Raw genomic sequence first — 20,733 nt, 5'->3', positions numbered from 1 at the left:
AACAAACACACAAAATAATAACTTTCAATTTCATGGCTAACCTATTTTATTAATCAACTTCCTCTTTTGATGCTTTATAAACTCCTATTTCTGAAACCTGAGGTAAATCGCGGGATTTCCTAATAATAATACGAGCTTTCTCCGTTTCCACCGAATCGAAACGAGGATACGTTTATAGCCGATGGTTGTTCCCTCCGCAACGACCTTCCACTGATTATCCATCCAACACTCCAATGTAAAATCTTCTATACGCTGGCCTTCCGTTATATTTTCCTGCAATAACAGACGGTCAAAAACTTGCTTCTTTCCGAATACTATTTCAATCTGATTATTTTCTTTGTCTCCTTGCCAATAGGTTTCCAATGCTCCATCCGTAAAGACAGATACCGACTTTGAAGAAACCTTTGCCGACTTCAACAGGTTATTCTGGAAAGTCTCATTCAATATACGTGTCATTCCTTGTAAACTACGGACATCGTTTTCATGGATGAGCCCACGTTTATCCGGAGGAAGATTCAATAGTAACAAAGAGTTCTTGCCGACCGAACTATAATAGATGTCGATTAATTTCTGAGGAGACTTCACCAAAGAATCTTGTTTGGCATGATAATACCATCCCGGGCGAATCGAGACATCCACTTCCGACGGATACCAGATCACCCCTTTTGCATCGGCCAATAATTTCCGGCTACCCAAGTCCTGCTGACGCTTATCTCCTTCCGGCAAGAATGTTCCGCTTCCTGCCTCCTGCTGGGAAGATTCAGCTATATCTTCCAGGCTATTGGCTGAAGCCGGTATCACACTCCATTCCATATCACGCCCATAACCGCTTTCCGTACCGACCCACCGTACATCCGGCCCCATGACGGCAATCACCGCCTCCGGTTGCAAACGGCGTATCACTTCGTAATAACGCTTAAAGTCATACTCTTGCTTTTTTCCGTTAGGTCCTTCGCCACAAGCACCGTCAAACCAAACCTCATCCACACGCCCGTATTGTGTCAACAGTTCGGTTAACTGGTTAACAAAAAAGTCGTTATAGCGTTCCGTCCCATAATCAGGATGATTCATGTCCCAAGGAGATAAATACACCGCAAACTTTAAACCGTATTCCTTACAAGCATCTGCCACTTCGCGCACCAAATCACCCTTACCTTCTTTCCAAGGGGTGGATTCGACAGAGAAATCGGTATAAGCAGAAGGCCATAAACAAAAGCCGTCATGATGCTTGCAAGTCAGCAGAATCATCTTCATGCCGGCCTCTTTAGCTGTTTTTGCCCATTGCCCGACATCCAGCGCCGTTGGATTGAAAAGCGAGGATCCTCTTTCCCCGTTCCCCACTCCTTACCGGTAAAGGTATTGATCCCATAACAAATGAAACAAGTCTTTTCCATCTTTTGCCATTCCAATTGGCGTTCAGATGGTACGACATGAGCAGCCATACGAACTTTCTCTCCGATAGTCGCCCCTTCCGGGAACGAGCAGGAAGTAATGTATTTTTCCTGCTGTCTGCTACCACAAGACAAAAAAGAGCAAAATGCCAGCCCGAATAAAAAAGAATTTACCCAAAATGTTCTCATGATCTTATATAGTATTTAAAGCAATAAAAAACCTACTTTTGAATGCCACAAAAGTAGGTTTTATCTGTATCCGGCCATTGAATAAATAATACCAATCTTTGTATAATCTTATCTTTTTAATCAACGAACTTTCATGACAACCTCTATCCTATCCACATTCGACCCTGGCCTCGTCAAGGATTTAGAAGCCCTTTTATTCCAAAATCATCAATCACCAACAAAGCATTCCCATGTTTAACTACAGCAATATAAAAATCCGTGCAAGCCGGTGTCGTAAAACTAATATTACATTTACCGGACCGATTCAATTCATAAGAAAAAACCTGTTCACCTGTAGACAATGACTTACCCACAACTTTATAAACATCCCTACGATCGACTTTGTAGTTAAACTCAATTTCATATTTTTGTTCCGGTGCAAAACGAATCATCGAAGGAGAGGTTCGGTACACTTCACCATTCCCCTCGCGCCAAGTTGTCAACGACCAATTTCCATGAATGGTATTATCCGTATACCCATCATGTTTCTGAGACAAATGAGTCCTAAGGCCACTCGGTTTAGAAGAAACAAAAGGTCCCCACCCATCATCCACATGTTCAAAATCCTCAAAATAGTCAAAGCCCTCCTTTCGTAAATACGGGCATTCAACCAAACGGACATCATCAAAACAGACAGTAGCCGTATCTTCGACAGCACTCCCTCCTCGTAATAACAACACGAATTCTTTTCCATTTTCCGGTAAACGGAAAGGAACTTTCAATCGTTGCCAGGTGGTCTTGAAACGATCGACATCCGTATAATTCATAACCGAACTACTCCGGATTGAAGCTTGCTCATTCACTTCTTTTCCACATTGTACTGCCAGTACAGCTTCTTTACAACCGATAACATTCACCCAAACCGAGGCTATATACTCTTTCCCTGGTGTCAGCCCATTGATCACCTGATAAACCTCTGCCGGTTTCCGCCCGCTTATTTCCAGATAGTTTTGTCCATATTCCGTTTCTTTTATCCCAAGAGCTTCTGTCGCCCCCTGCTTCTTCCAGACGTTAAACGAACGGCTGTCAAAACCCATATCTTTTACCGGACTCCCTTCTCCCCAAAGCATTTCCGGCAGCGGTTCCATCTTTTGCTTATAAAGCACATACCCCTTGTCCGGACACGCATCTATTTCAACCAGTCCGTTACGGACAGGCAACACTTTTTCCAATCTGCGTCCCAGGCTGCTCAATTTATATAGGTAAACCTCCGATTGTTCTTTCCAAGACAAAGGAAGTCGCCAGGTTGTTTTTCCTCCCTGTACATTGTAATGGTAGATTTTTTCTTCCGTTACCGGATTCCAAGGGATAAATACGCAATCACCCGATACGAATGTAACTTCCCCCTTTCTAACAACAGTTCCATCCTCTTTGCTGCCAGTGGCAATTAAGCCGTCCTCCAACACCGCACGAGTCGTATCCAATTGCAGTACAGGGTAATGCATCAAATATCGATAAGGCAACTGTTTCATAAAGAAATTACGGATCACCCCGTTAAAGTCACGCCCATTCTGCCACCCCATAAAACCGATTTCCGCCCCTCGGTTATAACCGCCGAGCAAAGCCGGATGAGCAGCATACCCATCCCGGTATTGATGATGGACAAAGCGGTGGATCAGACTTTTTGCCTCCGGATTATAGTGAACCCAAATCGCTTCTTTATCAAACACATTATCTTCTTCCGTCCATACGGCCCAACCATTCCGATTAAATAAACGTGCCGTCTGGCAGGCCAGCCAACGGTATTCACGATACGTATCCAGATAAACGAAAGAAAGGTCCGGAATGTCAGCTTTCAACTGATTCAAACGTTCTTCGAAAGTTCCAGCCAACATATCCGCTTCCTTGTTTATGAAATAAGATTGATCCAACCAACTCCAAGCCGGTATGTCTGTCACGATCCGGTCGTTAAACGCCTTTGCTTCCGGATACGATTCGCTATGGTTAATATGGACACCTATATGCGCGTTATATTTCCGCGCCTCTTTAGCCAGAAAGGCCAAATCCTTCTGTCCACCTGCCCGTTCATTATAATTACCGGAATAATCCGGATGGGCACAATCATGTCCTTCGTTTTGGTATCCTTTCAGTTCGAGCATCTGGCCGAATCCATCGGTAGCCAGATAAAACTTCTTTATATTATCCAACTGACGGAGGAAAGGATACGGTGCACAACTGGCAAAATTCATGGTGATTGTAGCATACGAATTATGAAGCATGTCTACCCCCATCGGAGCCGGATATTCCTTTCGCAAAGCGACTGCGCCATCCTGCCAATCTATCTTATTATCTTGGTTCATGTCATCAGCCAGGATCACTTTGATGTAAGGCAAATCAACGACCTTTCCATCATGTCCCCGATAAATCCACTCATTTCCCCATATACCGGTTACAGCCGAATCCCCAAGCCGGGCAGACTGGTACAGAAACTGGCGCGTACTATAAATAGAATTACTTTCCAACGTTGCGACCAGTTTGTCGGTATTCAACAAAAGGATAGAACCATATTGCCATGTATTGTCTACCATTTTATCTTTTAACGGGAAGAAGGTATCCGAATGGACACTATTGGCAACAGACAAACAACTACCCGGGATCGCATGAGATACAGAAACCAGATTATGATTCGGGAAGGCCAATGTCTTGACCTTAAAATGTCCTTTTTCCTTTATATCCATAACGGAAAACTGAAGCATATTCTCCTTTGCTTCACAGCAGACCTGTAGATCCACGGCGATTTCCCTGACCTTTAGAGTATAAACCACACGTCCTGCCTCCAATTTCCCGGTCACTGACGGTTGGTAAGTATCCCCATTTATAGTTACCGTCTTCACATCAAAAGGCTGTCCTTCCAACCGCGAACGGTCTTTTTTCCAAATATAGGCTTGAACAGAAGGGAAGTCCTTATTCAATAAAACATCCATACAGGAAGAAGACAACGTGTAGCAACTCTTTTTCTTGGACGGTGCTGTTTCCCATTGTTTCAGCTGACGGCAAACGACATTGGATATCCGGGCACTCCCTTTATCATGTACCCGGAACCCTACCCGCCGGCCGACAATGGAAGCTCCGGTATATATTGGTGTGCTATCTGTTCGCCATCCACATAGACTGTCAACGTGCGACCGATACAATTTACTTTGATACGCCGCAGGTGATGTGCATAAAGTTTTGAAATATCACGAGCTATTTCCGTCTTCCCTCCGGGTGTTTCCACATACCAATGAGCAAAGCCAAAAAGATCAGTCATCTTATCACATCCAACATACACCCAATTGCTTTCATCCACATAACGCAATAACACTCCAACCTGAGCTGAAGAGTTTTGTGGCAATAAATCAAACTCGACAGTACTGTTTACAGCCGAAAAACTGTTTATTAAAGCCAAACTATCCGTCTCCGTATTCAACATGTAAACACCTACAAAATCTTTCACTTCTGCTTGAGGGGACAAAATCGCATAAGAGACATGAGGTATCAAATATAAGAATCCTGTTACAAGGATTTTATTTATCAAATTCAACATAATTACATTGAACTAAGAAATTATTTTATACGACTTAATCAACGGGCTTTCATGACGACCTCTATCTTATCCACATCCGGACCCGTTTCTTTCGGATTACTCAACCGGATCACGTTATCACCTTCCTCCAGTTGTATGGATACTGTGACGACTCCGGCAATTTTTCCTTTACACGGTTGGAATGACAATGATTGCAAAGGTTGCCCGTTTACCGCCAAGTCGAAAGATTTCGGTGTTTCGGTAAAATAATGTATCCGAAGTGTCGCCTGCTGTTTTCGCGGACTATACACTTCACGGAACTCCGCCCAGTTCTCACGGCTGCCGCCGATACCGGTCATTACGTGGTGACCGGACGCTTCTTCACGTCGACCTAACAGTTTCGTGTTCTTTTCCGGATAATAACCATCTTCATAGAAAGCATTCATAAAAGCATATTCCCCTTCATACACAGAGGGAGCATACCATTTCTTTCCTTCAATCTTCAATACGACGGTTCCATTAGCAGGAACAGTTGTCTCATAGCCTCCTTGGAAAAGGCCCAGATCTTCATGTTTCCATAAATCACGGACTGTTACCTTTCCATACAAGCAAAGATCTTTGAAATCTACCCGCATGGCTGTCGGTTCATTCGAGGGATTGTAAAGAGCTACTGCACGAATTCCACCGCGCTTATTTTCCAACGGCTTGGCCAAAACTATGCCGTTACCACTATAAGCAATGACACGAGCCTGCATACCCAACGGATCCTGATTAATGGCAATAAGTTCTTCATTCTTTATAATGGCAAGCGATTCATCACGGATCGTTTTCATATTGCAACCGATCATCAAAGGCGAACTCATGATACACCACATGCTAAAATGCGTCCGTTCCTGCTCCAATGTCAGGCCACGATCTATTTCCAAGATATCCATATCATTGTAATGTCCCGGAGAAGCATATTGGGCAAAATAAAGATTCTTATTAATGATCTTTTTTACTGAATTGAAGTTATTCGCAATATCACCGTGTATACGCCAAGAGTCACCTATCTGTATCGCCCATGTACCGGGGAAAGCCCAACGGCAAATGTTATAACGTACATCCGTGCGACCGGTTGCCAGGATGCCTTTGTAAATAGAAGTATAACGTTCCTTTATATCCTGACCGAGTTTATCTCCGCCACAAAAATCCACCTTTAGGAAATCGTAGCCCCATTCTTTCAAGAAGAGATTCAGATCACGCTGCTGATGCCCCCAAAGTCCGACACCGAAACCATACGTATCGTTATCCCAGATCGAACCACAAGTATTGGCTCCGGCATCACTGTAAATACCGGCTTTCAAGCCTTTGGAGTGGATATAATCTGCCACCTCTTTCATCCCGTTGGGGAATTTCTCCGGATGGCTAAGCAAACGCCCGTCCTCATCACGTCCACCGAAAAAACCATCGTCTATGTTGATGTACTGGTAACCGACTTTGTCCAACCCTTTCTCTACCATCGCATCAGCACTTTGTTTGATAATCTCCGAACTGATTTTCACACGATAAGTATTCCAACTGCTCCATCCCATCATAGGAGCACGAGCTTGCTGAGCATCTGTCTTTGTGTGTAACCACCATCCCAAATAGCCCCAGGCAATATGCGAGCCAAACCATTCTTCGCGAGAAGGGAATTTGTCTTCCTGTAAATCTTGGTAATACTGTCCCGTCACATCCCTGTTCAACATAGCTATCATTTCCGTGTTACGGGCAGAAGCCCATTCTAGGCCTTTTACGGCGGCATTCCGATCCCAACCGAACACATGAGCCATTATATCCATCAACCAATAATTCGCTTGCCGCTTTCCACCCCAATCATTCCCTTCCGGATAATAGATAGATGAAGATGCCTTTCCATCGGTTGTCTTCTGGTACAGCGTTTTTCCATTGAAGAGGCGTTCCGTTAAAGCATGATAGACAACTTCCCCATTATATAACGACGATTGCAGGACCGGCTTGCCTGCCAGTTCATAAACCCAGGCATTTATACCATTGTGCATAAAAGCTGTCATATAATCCGGATGCATAATATCATGGTTGATAACAGTTCCATCCGAATTCATGTTACTGCCTTTCAATATTTTATTCAAGGGTATTCCATCTATCAACGTCGATTTACAGACATCTTCCGGCATTGCATAAGACGATATCTGTAATTCTATGTTTTTCCGCATCCACCGGTCATAATGTTCATGCCCCGGCATCATGGCAGTCGCAATCGTCAGGATATTCGAGTTCCAAGCGTTTTCTTCCGCCCGCGTATTCCCTTTCGAGATAATATTGCCATCCGCGTCCCGATAATACGGGACCTGGTAATCCATGAAACGGTCGGCTTCGTGTACCATCATGCGGCACACCAACTCCTGGTCGGGAGCAGGCAACCTGTCCCATATCAACCAAGCAGCCTGCGCCACTTGTGAAGCCCACAAAGCACTTTGCCATTGGTCGCCCCAGCCATCTTCCCCGCTATTTGCCTTGTGGCGATAAGCAACCGAACGGATCAGTCTGACAAGCCTGTCCGAAGCCTGCTTTTCAGGGACACCGGTGACAGCCGGATCATATATCTGTAGTTTCAGACAAACGCTCAATGTGAAAACATGATGGGAAACAGGACGGATGAAATGTTCCGTCTTTCCACCGAAATCCAAATAATCACCTGCCTGGTCCTGGAAATGTTTTATCTCATAGTACCATTTATTCAACGTATACTTATTATTCATGCGCAACATATATCGCACATCATCTGAAAAAGTTCCTTGAGGAGAAGGACGATTCCATTTCTCCGAAGGGACAGGGACAACTTGTTCCCGTAAAGAAAGGTTATTTTCAGCAGCCACCTTTCCCTGATAAAAAAATAGTCCGCAGACTAAAATCAAGTAAAAAACAATATGCTTCATGCTATTTGCTTATTATAAAAAAACTATTTGTCAGAAATTCGTCATTTTACCGGTAGTGCGCTTCAGCTCCTCAAAACGCATCATCATCTTCTTTAAAATATCCGGATGCTTCTGTGCTAAATTATGAGTCTGACCCACATCTTCTTTAACGTTATACAACTGATATTCAAGATTGTGGCGAGGATACGGAGGAATCATCACCCAGTCTCCTTGCCGAAAAGCATAGTTGTAATACCCTTCAAACACAAGCTCTTCCCGTCCCCTGTCACTTTTTCCCAAGAAAGCCGGCAACGTGTTTTGGCTATCCGTTTTGCCAGCAACGGGTACCCCAACCAAAGCAGCCAACGAAGCCAATAAATCCATTTGGCAAACGAAAGCGTCAGACACACCGGGTTTCACCACCGCCGGCCAACGAAGCAAGAACGGAATGCAAGTGCCACCGGTGTACATACTGCACTTCCCCCCCTTGTACGGACCGGAAGGGAGATGGTTTCCCACCAATTCTTCTGCCTGGTCCTTATATCCGTCATCCAATACCGGACCATTATCGCTAGTCAATATAACCAACGTATTTTCCGTAAGCCCCAATTTATCCAACTCTTCCAGAAATTCAGACACACACCAGTCAGCCTCCAATATCACGTCTCCCCTGGGACCCATGCCCGATTTTCCGACAAAACGTTCATTAGGTACTCTGGGAACATGAGGCTGGTGCAAGCCATAATAAAGGAAGAAAGGCTTGTCTTTGTTTTCCCGCACGAACCCTTTGGCTTTTTCCAAAAACAACTCAGCCATCTCCTCATCTCTCCACTGAGCGGATTTCCCCCCCTTTTGAAAACCGATACGAGGTACGCCATTCACGATAGCCCCGGCATGTCCCACACTCGGATGCATTCTGAGCAACTCAGGATTGTCCTTTCCCGTTGGTTCGCCCTCAAAGTTCGTTCTATAATTGACATAAAGCGGATCTTCTTTTTGCAGCCCCACTCCTTTTCCGTTCTCTATAAAGATACAAGGGACTCGGTCATTCGTAGCAGCTTGCACATAAGAATAATCGTAACCGATTTCGTTGGGGCAGGGTGTCACTTTTTGGTTCCAATCCACATTGCCATCTCCCAACCCCAAATGCCACTTTCCAACCGTCCCGGTCGTATACCCCGCTTTCTTCATCACTTTCGGGATTGTTACTTGATTTACATCAATGATCAAAGGTGCATTTCCCGGCAATATCTTGGCATCCGGATTCGTCCAAGGATACTTCCCGGTCAGCAAGGAATAACGGCTGGGGGTAGAAGTGGCAGCCGTACAATATCCTTGCGTGAAGCGCAATCCCTCACGGGCGACCCTATCCATACCGGGAGTTTGTATCTGCTGCGCACCGTAACAACTCAAATCTCCATACCCCAAATCATCCGCCTCTATGATAATCACATTAGGGGACTGAGGCAGCTCCTGTCCCATTGACACCCAGGGACAAATACTTCCCAAAATCCAGGTTCCTGATAAAAATAAATGTTTCATATTGTCAATATATTTTTCCTCATGATATTATATTAAAATAACCGTATATTTCCCCACACAAAATAACCAAGCTAGTTACAAGCCGGTAACTCTTTGAATTACCGACCTGTAAGACACTTGGTTTCCCTCACATAACTAATCTATTATTACCTTATGACTAACCTATCATTATTAAAAAAGCCATCTCTGCATGTTGAAAAATTATTCGATTTTTCAACTTAATGACTTAAGGAAGTTTTCAGTTTCCAAAAATAGTATATCCCCCTATTACCGTATTGTACAAAACTCACATCTTATTGTATATTCTTATTCTATTGAATGGCCATGCAATCACGGCTTAATCTGTGTTATAGCAACAGGATTATACCCAACAAATAAACTCCCTAAAATAACCAGGTTCGCTACAGGACGATAACCCATCGAGTTACCGCCCATTAACGAACCTGGTTACCGTCCATTAACGAGGCTCGTTATAGTGCTATAACGAGCCTCGTTACAAATTTCTGACCGGTTATCTCTTTTATTCGATTTCCGGCCTGTCACCTCCCCCTTTACTAACGGTAAGCAGTATGGGGTATTCGATTGTACGGGGTTCCTTTAGCAGAACAGCGCTGTTAGAAAATTGTGTCACAATACGAAGCGTATAATTTCCATCTGCCAAGTCGGCGGGGACACGTGCTATGACCGTCTTCGGATCGTTTTGTGTCAAACGGCGGGTAACCGGGGTTGCCACACCTTCCGCATTGACAAAAAAGACACCGACACCTTCGGCCTCGCCGGCTACCCGGATACGTTCGCCGTTAATCAGCACATCGTCGCCCGGAGTAATGGAACCATCTGTCAGGTTGGTAAGCGTATCGGTTACCAGCCCGATATAGGCACTGGTTTCTTTTACCACCAACACTTCCACCCCTACATTCTGCAACGCTTTACGCAACTCAGCAGAAGGAACAGCCGTGACAGTGATTTTATGTTTCTCCGGATCAAACTTTGCCGTAGATCCAATCCAAGAGCCGATTACACGTGGGGTCAATTGGCAAACCTGCGTAAGTAGCTCGTACCCTCCTGCAATGCTTCGCGGACAATACGATCGCGCTGGTTTATAATAGACAACAGCGTGTCATATTTGATTTCGGACCCTTCATCGATAATACGTTGTGCAATATTTTCATTGCGTAACGTTTTCCCTACAGTAGACACTTCAGCCGTATAGTCGTTATCTACATCTTTAGTCAAGAGATTTGGTCTTAACCATACTTTCCAGATTTTTTTGATTATTTCCATGATATATAAATTTTATGAGAGATGCAAAAGACACTAAATGGCACACCCAATTAGTTATTAAATTCATTTACAAAAACAATATATCTTTTTACCACAATGGATTTTGAACAAGAAGTTTACTCTTTTGTATTTCATCCTGTGGTATCGGATAAAGGTACATGGCACGTCTCCAGGCACGCTTTTCCAACAATACACGGCTAAAATAAGAATTATTTGCTCCAATAGGCTTATCTTTATAACCATTCATATTCATGGCATAAAAATTAGTCTGGTCACCATCTTCTCCTTCTCCGCCAATCATCCACCTGCGAACATCAAAATAACGTTGTCCTTCCGCAAACAATTCAACATGTCGTTCACGCTGGATCATTTTTCTCTGAAGTTCTTTATTACCAATAATATTCTTTTTACCACTGGCTGCCAGTTCTTTATAACCAGGAATGCCTGCTCTTTCCCTCACTTTGTCTAAGTAAACAATAATATTCGGATCATTGGAATCTATCTCATTACATACCTCTGCATAATAAAGATAAAAATCGGCCAAACGGAAAAGAATGGAAGGACGTGCCCATTTTTTCAAATAATTGCCAGTAAACAAAATCTTACGGTTCTTAAACTTTGTCGGTAAATAACCTGTACGAGGATTATCCCCTTTCGAATTATCACTTCCCTCACCTTTTGCAAACCCAAGCGCATAATCAGGCCGTCCAATTGGTTGTATATGCCAACTTTTACCTTCATATCCGATACCTGCATAAAAACGGGGTTCACGGTTTGCATACATATTAAAAATATTCGGGTCAACACGCTTATTCTCATTGCATGGATTTACCACCTCGGTGAATCCATCTTCGCGGTACAGGCTATTAGGATCATCAATTGTCAAACCGTCTTTTACAAAAAAGGCATCAACCATATTTTGAGAAACCCCTATATATCCCCAACCTACATAACAATCTCTTGGGTTTGTATTTTTTTCCATTGCCTGATCATTCCAATAATTTTTTCCGGTAGCCCATAAAATTTCATCATTGTAGCTTTGGAAAAGTTGGTAAATGGATTCATCTGGATTAATACTCCCATCCTCGTTCTGTACGGTAAACAACTTATGTCCATGCTTGTCCGTATCCGCAAACAATTCCTCTAAACGCTTTTTGGCAGTTTTCCATTTATCTGCATTATAAGGAGCAAATAGTTTCTTGCCATCAACATTCATAAGATCCAACGATTCTTTATAACCTCCATTAAAAACAGGAGATGCCGCATATACCCATAATTTTGCCCTTAAAGCCTTTGCAGCTGTAACTGTCGGACGAACTATTTCATTCAGATTATATTTATCGTTTCCTATAGCAGCAGGATCCGTAATAAGAGTTTCCGGAAGATCTCCTGACTCTATCACTTCTACCAATAACTTATCTATATAATCAATTGTTTCATCAATAGATGCACGTGGATAGTCCAACCCCTTCTCTTCGGGATTTGCTAATTCTTCTACAATAGGAACGGGACCATATAATTCAAATAAAGAAAAATAACTGTAGGCAATAAGAAACTTGGCTTCAGCTTTCATCCTCTTGACATCTTCTTCATTTAACTGGAACTGATCATTTATATCTCCTTTAGGTTCTACCCTCTCTAAGAAAATTTCTGCATCCCTGATATATTTATATAAATCCGTCCAACGCTGGAAAGGAGCAGTCGCAGCTGTAAAACCTGATTGCATCTCTGTAAAACCTGAACCACTAATTGTCGCTTCTCCTCCCATGAGAACCCAAACACCAGAAAATCCATGTGGCTGATTTTTCCCAAAACTGGAATACTCCGTAATACAGTTAAAAAGATTTCCATGCCAACGACGAATATATCCCGGATTTTCAAAAACTTCATCTAAAGTTAAATTTTCCGCAATTTCATCTGAGACATCCAGATAATCACTACATCCAACAAGAGGAAATAAAATGATGCAAGCAGATACTATTGATATTATTCTATTTATAATTTTCATTCCTATATATATTTAAAATGTTACTTCTAATCCTACAGAATATGTTCCGCAAATTGGATATTTAGCCCCAGACTCCGCATCTCCCAGTTCCGGATCCCAATATTTTATATGATCCCACACGGCAACATTATTACCTTGCAAATAAACTCTCAGATTTTTCATTTTCAATTTCTGAAGAACCTGCTTATTGAACTCGTAACCGATTTCTACATTTTTCAACCTGAGAAACCCTGCATTTCTATGCCACCATGTGCTGGGTAAAGTGTTATGATCAAATTGAGTCGTATGTATTCTCGGAAGGAACACATCCTGCTTATAAGAATCTTCTGCTTTCCAACGATCCAAACATTCACTACGTGCCGAACCGCTATCTACACCTATCGAAAAAGGCATGATATTACCATGATTTGCTAACAAATTTGCAGATGTATGCGAGGTACCCTGGAAGAATACACCAACAAATATCCCTTTCCACTCTGCATTCACTCCAAACCCATACACTATTTCCGGAACCTTAGGATAACAACCATTCTTATATGTTTTGTCATAGTCGTCAATAACTCCATCGTTGTTCAAATCTTTGTATTTGATATCACCGGGTGCAACATTGGCTGCAGGTATAGGTAGACCGTCTTTCAACTTATAACTTTGGGCTCCGTACTCATTGGTTGTAATATTGAAATCGTCCGGGGTATAAAGACCTTCAGCTACATATAAAAATGGAGTATTTATACGATTCCCTGTATAATTTTGATAATCATATTTTTGAGGAACTTCATCATATTCAACAATTTTATTCCTTGCATAAGTCAAATTTCCACGGGCGGACAAATCAACCTCTCCAATTTTTTGCTTTAAAATCAAGTTGGCATCCATTCCTTGATTGGTGACAATACCAAAATTTTGAAATGGCATCGTCCTAAATCCTGTCACATTAGAAATAGTCCTTCTTTGTAATAAAATATCTTTGCGACGATTATAAAAGTAATCAGCACTAAAGTCTACACGTCCATTAAACAAGCCCAAATCAACACCTGTATTCAATTTATTTTCTACCTCCCATGATAAACTTGGCATCGGGAAACTACCTTCCACAATTCCTTTACCGGGTGAATTGCTAGCAGAACCATTTGCTCCAGGAGTTAATCCAAAGCTATATCCTCCCATATCTGTTTTTATGCTTTCCCGATATGGGAATCGAGTGTTATTGCCAATATTGTCATTTCCTGTCATTCCGTATGAAACTCTGAACTTCAGTTTATTGACATACTCTTCTATTCCTTTCATAAACTTTTCATGACTAACATACCAAGCTAAGCCAACCGAAGGGAAAACTCCCCACCTGTGTCCTTGAGAAAAATTTTCACTACCTGTCATACCCATACTAGCTTCTAACATGTAGCGATTGTCATACCCGTAAGTTGCACGTGCCACAAAACTTTGTTTGCGGAAAGGCAGAAGTTGTAATCCATTTTTATTCTGATATTGTGTTTCTTTCTGCATATACAACAACATACCTGTCACATCATGGAGTTTGTTAAACGTACGCCGATAATCCAAAGATGCTTCCATGTAAATTTTCTTTGTACCGTCGCGTCCACCTATTTCCGGATCACCAAGTTCAGAACCCTCTTTAATAGTCCTTTTTATGAATGTTCCATCCTCTTCCTTACCTGAAACAAAAATTGTTTTTGGTGTTTTGGATCTTTTCATTGTTGAATAGAAATCTGCATCAAAGCTAACAGTTCCTTTTACAGAAAGCCCTTCTGTAATAAATTTCAGATCTTGTTTTAAAGTCACTTTTGTTTGTAGAAAAGCACTCCAAGTTTTAGAATAACCGCTATTATTAAGCATATTATATGGTTGCTTATCTACTCCGAACCCAGGCGCACCATGATCTGATGCCGTACCATCAGAATAATACATAGGTATAACGTGTACTGGGAAATGGCTGATAAATGCGAATATGTCATTTGTTCCAAATCCAGGGGTATTTTTTTTCAAATATTGCCCGCTCATATCCACAGACAATTTGGTTGTTTTTGTCAAATCCATATCCACATTGGAACGAAGATTAAAACGTTGCAAACCTATATTGGCATTATATTTTTCTGTTGGATTAGATTTAAATATACCATCCTCTGAGTAATAAGAACCGGATGTAAAAAAGTGTACTTTCTCCGATCCCCCTCTAAAATTTACTGTATACCGTTGGCTCTGTGTATGTTCTTTAAGTAAATCAAACCAATTGACAGAAGGATACAAGTCTTGATCTATCCCCGATCTGTATTTCTCTAATACATCATCAGTGTATTGTGGATTAAAAAACTTCTTATCTGGATTTCCTTGATCATTCCATTATGCTTCATTATACAATGATAAATAATCATAAGAATTTAATGTCTCAGGCATACGTGTCGGAGTTACAATACTATATTGAGCACTGAAATTTACAGTCGTTTTTTGTGTTTTACCACGTTTGGATGTTATTAATACAACCCCATTCGCACCCTCTGCTCCATAAACGGCAGTAGCTGCCGCATCTTTTAGCACAGTAAAACTTTCGATCTCGTCCACATCAATATCATCCATGCTTCTTGGAACACCGTCAACTAATACTAACGCAGATGTTCCACCTGCATACGAACTCTGTCCACGTATATAAAATGCAGCCGCATCGTTACCCGGTTCACCGCTTCTTTGTACGGCAATTACACCGGCAATTTGTCCGGCCAACGTGTTGCGCAGGTTACGCTGCTTTACATTTAATTCCGCCGGACCGATAGTATTCAAAGAAGAAACGACACTACTTTTCTTCTGTTGTCCATAACCAATCACTACTACGTCTTCCAAACCTACCGAGCTTCCACCATACGGATATTGATGGTCTTTTCGCCTTTGTATATCTTTTCTTCCGTGTTGTAACCGATATACCGGAACTCCAAAACATCTCCTTCACTGACGTTATTGAGTATGTATTTACCATCTATATCTGTTGTTACACCATAGCTCGTGCCTTTGATAGCTACCGTTGCTCCGATAATTGGATTACCATCGGTATCTGTCAACAGACCTGTGACCATTTTCTTCTGTTGATTGAGACCGGCTATTGCTGTCTTTTCATTTTTAAGATCCTTTACATTGTAAAAAACTATTTGTCGATCCACAATTTTATAACCAGCCCCAGTGTTTTCCAACAAACCAGCTAAAATCTCATCAATAGAACCTTGAGTTTTTTGTACTGTGACTTTTCTAGACAAGTCAATTGCATTGTCATTGTAAAAGAAAATAAATTCTGTTTCCTTTTCAATTTCACTGAAAACTTCCTGAAGTGTTTTAGTTCCTGCCGACAAACGAATTTCTGTAACCTGAGCATATGATGTTGTTTCATTTGCCCAACCACAAATAGCAACCAGCAGAAATAAGAAAGTTATTTTCATAACACGAAGTACTTTTCGAAATTCTTTCTCTGAATTCCTAAGATTTGCGATTAAATTCATACATTTGTATTTGTTTAATTGATTAAAAAATGTTTTTAGTAAATCTTTTTTTAATTTGAACCCAACCGAAGTAGGACCAGTACTTTCCGGTTTCTTTTTTATGTCTTCTCTTTCATGGCATTTATTTTTAAGGTTTAACACTAATTTTTATTACATTTTCTTCCTTCTCATATACAATCGACGCCGTAATTGATATAATCCGGAATGTTTCATTAATATCCGATTTCAAATCTAGTTTCCCACTTACCGTCACTTTACTTATTTCAACAGGATCAAATACCAGTACTACATTGTAATACCGTTCTATTTTCTTTAGAACTTCAGCCAACGACTCATTATGGAAAATCAGGAAACCGTCTTTCCAACAGATATATTCATTAACATCTACCTCCTGCAAACGAGTACTATGTGATTCTTTTTCGAAAGTATACAGTTGATTAGGCTTTATGACTGTCGTATTCTTTTTATCCGTAATTTTGATTGCCACAGAACCTGTTACCAAAGTAACAAACTGTTGTTTATCATTTTTATAGGCAGAAACATTAAAAGAAGTTCCCAATACATTGACTTCCGTCATATCTGTTTTTACAACAAACGGATGTTCCTCATTGCGTGCTACTTCCAAATAAATCTCTCCTTCAACATATATTTCTCGTTTGTCGGAAGCAAAAACAACCGGATAGACCAGTTTGGTTCCTGAATTAGCCCAAATACTCGAACCATCGCTTAAGGTTATTTGAGTGGTTTTCCCATATGGAACAATTAATTGATTATATTCATAGGAGGAAGATTCAGGAAGATCTATTTTCTTTTTATTGACACACATATTCCCATATTCATCATGAGAAACCAGCACATCTTTGTCTTCTATTTCTATTTTTTCTTTATCTCCCAATATCACTGTTACATTTTCCAACGCCCCATCCGGCAATTGGGTAGCAGAAAGGATACTACTGTAATCTACCTCTTTCCGAAAAGATATGTTTGTAATATAATAGGTAGCAGTAAACAATATGGCGACAACAGCCACATAGCGGATAAATAACGAAAGAGATACGGTCTTACGTTTCCGATGATAAATTGCAGCTTCAATCTTTGACCACAATTCCATTCGGTCTTCCGAAGACAATCCTTCATCAAGAACTTTAATCCTCCGTTTCAGCAATCGGAGATCTTCTTCCGAGCATTGTTTATTTTCTTTCGAATTACTCACTTCACTGTATTGTGTTACATATTTATCAGGGAAACGAATATGGAATCGGTTTTGTACTCACTAAACAAAGAAAAAAATAAAAAAAATTTCACTACTAGTTTAACATGTTAATAAACAAGGCCATTAGTGCCGTATCTAAATTCAAACAAGTTCGTACCTTTTCCATAGCACGATAAATAATATTGCGTACCGACTGATTATTTATACATAGTAACTGAGAAATTTCCTCATACGTCATATCCGCCTGAAAATGCAGATATATTACCTCTTTTTGCCTATCAGACAAAAGAGCCATCACTTCTTCAAACCTGGCCTTTATATCGTCATCCGGTTCTTCATCATCTTCCTGATTAAATACAAATTGGGCATGAAAAGGCAACTCTTCCGGAGATATATAAACCATTCTTTGATTATGACGAAGGGAATCTATCAATAAATTCTTCAATGAACCAAACAGATAAAAAAGTGGATTACTCAAAGGCGGGAGCTGGTGGCGGTTTTCATATAGCTTAATAAATAGTTCCTGGATACAGTCTTTTACCAATTCTCCATCATTCACAAATTTAGTACCATACCTGTATAATCTATCGGATGTTAACTCGAAAAGCATAGAGAATGCTTGTTCATCTCCTTCTCTAAAAAGTTTCCAAAGTGCAGTTTCATTTCTAGTATTCTGTAAATTCATGAATTTTATATGGCAAGAACTACTTTTACGAAAAACAAAAGTAGTTCTTGCACATATTATCCAATTGAATAAAATTCATATATTCTTGTATGATCTTATCCTATTACTAGAATTGATAAGCGAGTAAGCCTACCTCATATCAGCATCATCCCATTCGATCTTAAACACATACGATTTGGCAACCGATCCACCTTCGAGATTAACATCCCCTACTGCATAAAAATAAGCGGGGTTTCCATCTATTTTCAATATAGCAGGTCTTTCCAACTTACCCGAAGCACTTCTGACAAACAGTCCTGGGGTTTTCATTAACTTCTCCCGGTCAGATTCTGTTCCCCAATAGTCGAACAATGTCCCCATGGCGATTTTCGCGTCTTTCAGCTTGAACTGCAAGCCATTATCCGATTTCCAAAGAATAATGTTACCATACGCGCCTGTATTTTTCCCGAAATTATCCGTAGTCAACAAATAATATTTATCATTCATAGTAAATGCCTGGGCATCTTCTATATATGATATATTATCAGTCACTGGCACATCACATATTTTATATGGTCCCTCCAATTTATCTGCGACCGCACAACCATAATTGTGGGTTACCTTTGCATGAGGTTGGATTATACAATTAAAATAAATATAATATTTATCCTTGATCTTCAAAAAAGCCGGATTATTAATGCCACTTTGAGCCTTATATGTCCAAAGGGAAGAATCCCAAGAGGCATCCAGCATAATGCCATTATTATTTCCTGCAAAATGCCACGGGCCTTCCAATTCGTCAGCAGTCATCATACCGATTCTCATCTGTCTGGGTTTTGAAGGGTTTTGCAAAATATAAAGAAGGACATACTTGCCATCTACGTATTCCAACCGGGGATTGCAAGGTGCCAACATTGTGGACGAATCGGCCAACATATCCGACTTTAATACCGAACATACATATTTGAACGGTCCCTGAGGACGATCGGCGACAAAATGGGCGATTTCGGCTCCTTTCTTCCTCCAACCTTCCATTCCATCCGACTTTGGCCACCTACCACTGAATATATGTATTTTCTTGTCTTTCCCGACAAGAGGAGAAACACACCAATTGAACCAGTCTTTTTCATCAATAGCCGGTCCGATAAGCTTAGCAGTCAGAGCCATTTGCGAATATGGCATATTCAACTCTTTCCCTTCTGCCGATTTCAAGACTTTCTCTTTCGCTTTTTCTTGCCCGGAAAGGGTAAAAATTGCAACAGAGCAGGACAAGGCAACCCAGATTGTTTTAAGTAATAAGTTTTTCATGTTTATTGATTTTAAAATGTTTTCAATTTCCAAAAGTACCACATACTCATGCCTCTGTATTGTACAAACCCCATATTTTATTGTATAATCTTATTCTATACCTAATTTCCACAAGCAAATGCAATCCTCGTGTTTGTGTTTATAAAATATTAGATAAATCATATACTAATACTTCTGATTCATCCGCAATAGCATATAACCGTTTCGTCTTTTCTTGTATGCTAAACTCTCTGATTTCCCTATCCAACGTGATTCCATATTTAGGAATACCTTCCCAATCGTATACCCTCAAATAGCTATTTCCTGATTGACCGTTTTTCCGTAAAGAAAATATCAATTCGTTTGTCGCCTGTGCATCATAATGTATCCCTATCCTGCGTGACATTGCAGCATAACCGATATCAAATCCTTTCTTATCCAACAAAATATCCTTACGTGTTTTTTCTCTAAATCTATAATCGAAAAAATTTCCAATCCTCCCTGGAATAAAGCCAATTTCTTTTTATCCGGTTTTAATGCAGATTCCGGCAAGGTGGCAAGATGATATTGTTCTATTTCGTCTTTTTTATACGAATACTCATAATATGTATCTGTTACCGTATTCGTTTTATAGTTGTATTTTTCTCAGTAATAAGTATAAATGCCTTTTGAAAACAGTCCTGCATTACTTAAAGATTTTCTGAACAAGAATTATCTTCATCCAAATTGTAGTAGGAAGATAGTTCTGCAAAAATATCCAAGCGTCCTTCCGATTCAAAGAAATATTTTTTATCAAAGAAGGTATTGGGTTTGTCTTTATAATGGTTCAAGTTCAAATGTGCCATGTAAGGAGTTATGGAACGGATCCAAAGAACCGGATCATTATCAACCACTTCATATTGAAGTATTTTTAAATATCCAGAACTTTCATTAGGACCACCTCCACGACGCAGGATGCTATCAACAAAAAGATTATTGTTGGTATTGTAAATAAAAAGGGAAGAAGAATTATTAGTTTTTTCTCCTAAAACCAGAAATGTATCTACAACCATTATATCTAAAGGATATAAAATTTCTTCACAATTTACTATTTCTAAAGGTTGTAGATCTATTTTGTATAAAATTTCTTCACAATTTACTATTTCTAAAGGTTGTAGATCTATTTTGTATAGGTACTGTCTATAACTGAGATT

The 20,733-nt window shown here is 40.5% G+C and carries 16 protein-coding genes and 1 pseudogene; all 17 read right to left on the bottom strand.

The annotated features are described in order from the left end of the window. Positions 1-84: 84 nt before the first annotated feature. A complete protein-coding gene (locus DXA15_RS13755; protein ID WP_233567271.1) occupies positions 85-1,254 on the bottom strand; it encodes an alpha-L-fucosidase in 1,170 nt (389 codons plus the stop codon). After that, positions 1,251-1,580 (bottom strand): hypothetical protein, encoded by a 330-nt coding sequence (locus DXA15_RS13750; RefSeq protein ID WP_128134403.1) that lies wholly within the window; start codon positions 1,578-1,580, stop codon positions 1,251-1,253. The genes DXA15_RS13755 and DXA15_RS13750 overlap by 4 nt, the downstream gene beginning before the upstream one ends. Before the next feature lie 173 nt (positions 1,581-1,753). Beyond that, complete coding sequence (locus DXA15_RS13745) at positions 1,754-4,558, bottom strand: endo-alpha-N-acetylgalactosaminidase family protein (RefSeq protein ID WP_255419966.1); 2,805 nt, start codon at positions 4,556-4,558, stop codon at positions 1,754-1,756. Between the two features lie 104 nt (positions 4,559-4,662). Next, entirely contained in the window at positions 4,663-5,145 is a 483-nt protein-coding gene (locus DXA15_RS13740; RefSeq protein WP_147349097.1) for a hypothetical protein, read from the bottom strand. A 38-nt stretch (positions 5,146-5,183) separates the two neighbouring features. Beyond that, on the bottom strand, positions 5,184-8,063 hold the full coding sequence (locus DXA15_RS26560) for an alpha-galactosidase (RefSeq protein WP_233567270.1): 2,880 nt from the start codon (positions 8,061-8,063) through the stop codon (positions 5,184-5,186). A gap of 30 nt (positions 8,064-8,093) precedes the next feature. After that, entirely contained in the window at positions 8,094-9,524 is a 1,431-nt protein-coding gene (locus DXA15_RS13730) for a sulfatase-like hydrolase/transferase (protein ID WP_233567273.1), read from the bottom strand. A 580-nt stretch (positions 9,525-10,104) separates the two neighbouring features. Continuing rightward, the gene (locus DXA15_RS26555) at positions 10,105-10,482 is read right to left on the bottom strand and encodes a DUF4469 domain-containing protein (RefSeq protein ID WP_233567272.1); all 378 of its coding nucleotides are present in this window, start codon (positions 10,480-10,482) and stop codon (positions 10,105-10,107) included. A gap of 60 nt (positions 10,483-10,542) precedes the next feature. After that, positions 10,543-10,868 (bottom strand): annotated as a pseudogene (locus DXA15_RS26550) (DNA-binding domain-containing protein); the annotation flags it as partial. An 88-nt stretch (positions 10,869-10,956) separates the two neighbouring features. Continuing rightward, positions 10,957-12,876, bottom strand: a complete 1,920-nt coding sequence (locus DXA15_RS13720) for a RagB/SusD family nutrient uptake outer membrane protein (protein ID WP_128134399.1) — start codon at positions 12,874-12,876, stop codon at positions 10,957-10,959. Between the two features lie 12 nt (positions 12,877-12,888). Beyond that, positions 12,889-15,153, bottom strand: a complete 2,265-nt coding sequence (locus DXA15_RS28025) for a SusC/RagA family TonB-linked outer membrane protein (RefSeq protein ID WP_369683070.1) — start codon at positions 15,151-15,153, stop codon at positions 12,889-12,891. A gap of 81 nt (positions 15,154-15,234) precedes the next feature. After that, entirely contained in the window at positions 15,235-15,729 is a 495-nt protein-coding gene (locus DXA15_RS28020) for a TonB-dependent receptor plug domain-containing protein (protein ID WP_369683069.1), read from the bottom strand. A 2-nt stretch (positions 15,730-15,731) separates the two neighbouring features. Continuing rightward, on the bottom strand, positions 15,732-16,517 hold the full coding sequence (locus DXA15_RS28015; RefSeq protein ID WP_369683068.1) for a carboxypeptidase-like regulatory domain-containing protein: 786 nt from the start codon (positions 16,515-16,517) through the stop codon (positions 15,732-15,734). Then, a complete protein-coding gene (locus DXA15_RS13710; protein WP_128134398.1) occupies positions 16,504-17,589 on the bottom strand; it encodes a FecR family protein in 1,086 nt (361 codons plus the stop codon). Before DXA15_RS13710 ends, DXA15_RS28015 begins: the two co-directional genes overlap by 14 nt. A gap of 94 nt (positions 17,590-17,683) precedes the next feature. Next, positions 17,684-18,274, bottom strand: coding sequence for an RNA polymerase sigma factor (locus DXA15_RS13705; RefSeq protein ID WP_128134397.1), 591 nt, complete (start codon positions 18,272-18,274; stop codon positions 17,684-17,686). Positions 18,275-18,403: 129 nt separating this feature from the next. Beyond that, positions 18,404-19,561, bottom strand: coding sequence for a glycoside hydrolase family protein (locus tag DXA15_RS13700; RefSeq protein ID WP_128134396.1), 1,158 nt, complete (start codon positions 19,559-19,561; stop codon positions 18,404-18,406). A 139-nt stretch (positions 19,562-19,700) separates the two neighbouring features. Then, positions 19,701-19,982 (bottom strand): hypothetical protein, encoded by a 282-nt coding sequence (locus tag DXA15_RS13695; protein WP_128134395.1) that lies wholly within the window; start codon positions 19,980-19,982, stop codon positions 19,701-19,703. Positions 19,983-20,229: 247 nt separating this feature from the next. Next, positions 20,230-20,733, bottom strand: a 504-nt coding sequence (locus tag DXA15_RS25275; RefSeq protein ID WP_158579663.1) for a hypothetical protein, incomplete at its 5' end; no start/stop codon positions are given.

This window comes from Parabacteroides sp. AM58-2XD (assembly GCF_003463685.1).
In the GTDB taxonomy this organism is placed as follows: domain Bacteria; phylum Bacteroidota; class Bacteroidia; order Bacteroidales; family Tannerellaceae; genus Parabacteroides; species Parabacteroides segnis.
This window is presented reverse-complemented; position numbering and strand designations above follow the sequence as displayed.

What these genes read in the sequence shown, in the direction of transcription:
- DXA15_RS13755 (WP_233567271.1), bottom strand. Translation starts at nt 1,254, where the DNA reads ATGAAGATGATTCTGCTGACTTGCAAGCATCATGACGGCTTTTGTTTA.
- DXA15_RS13740 (WP_147349097.1), bottom strand. Translation starts at nt 5,145, where the DNA reads ATGTTGAATTTGATAAATAAAATCCTTGTAACAGGATTCTTATATTTG.
- DXA15_RS26560 (WP_233567270.1), bottom strand. Translation starts at nt 8,063, where the DNA reads ATGAAGCATATTGTTTTTTACTTGATTTTAGTCTGCGGACTATTTTTT.
- DXA15_RS13750 (WP_128134403.1), bottom strand. Translation starts at nt 1,580, where the DNA reads ATGAGAACATTTTGGGTAAATTCTTTTTTATTCGGGCTGGCATTTTGC.
- DXA15_RS13705 (WP_128134397.1), bottom strand. Translation starts at nt 18,274, where the DNA reads ATGAATTTACAGAATACTAGAAATGAAACTGCACTTTGGAAACTTTTT.
- DXA15_RS13700 (WP_128134396.1), bottom strand. Translation starts at nt 19,561, where the DNA reads ATGAAAAACTTATTACTTAAAACAATCTGGGTTGCCTTGTCCTGCTCT.
- DXA15_RS13720 (WP_128134399.1), bottom strand. Translation starts at nt 12,876, where the DNA reads ATGAAAATTATAAATAGAATAATATCAATAGTATCTGCTTGCATCATT.
- DXA15_RS13730 (WP_233567273.1), bottom strand. Translation starts at nt 9,524, where the DNA reads ATGGGACAGGAGCTGCCTCAGTCCCCTAATGTGATTATCATAGAGGCG.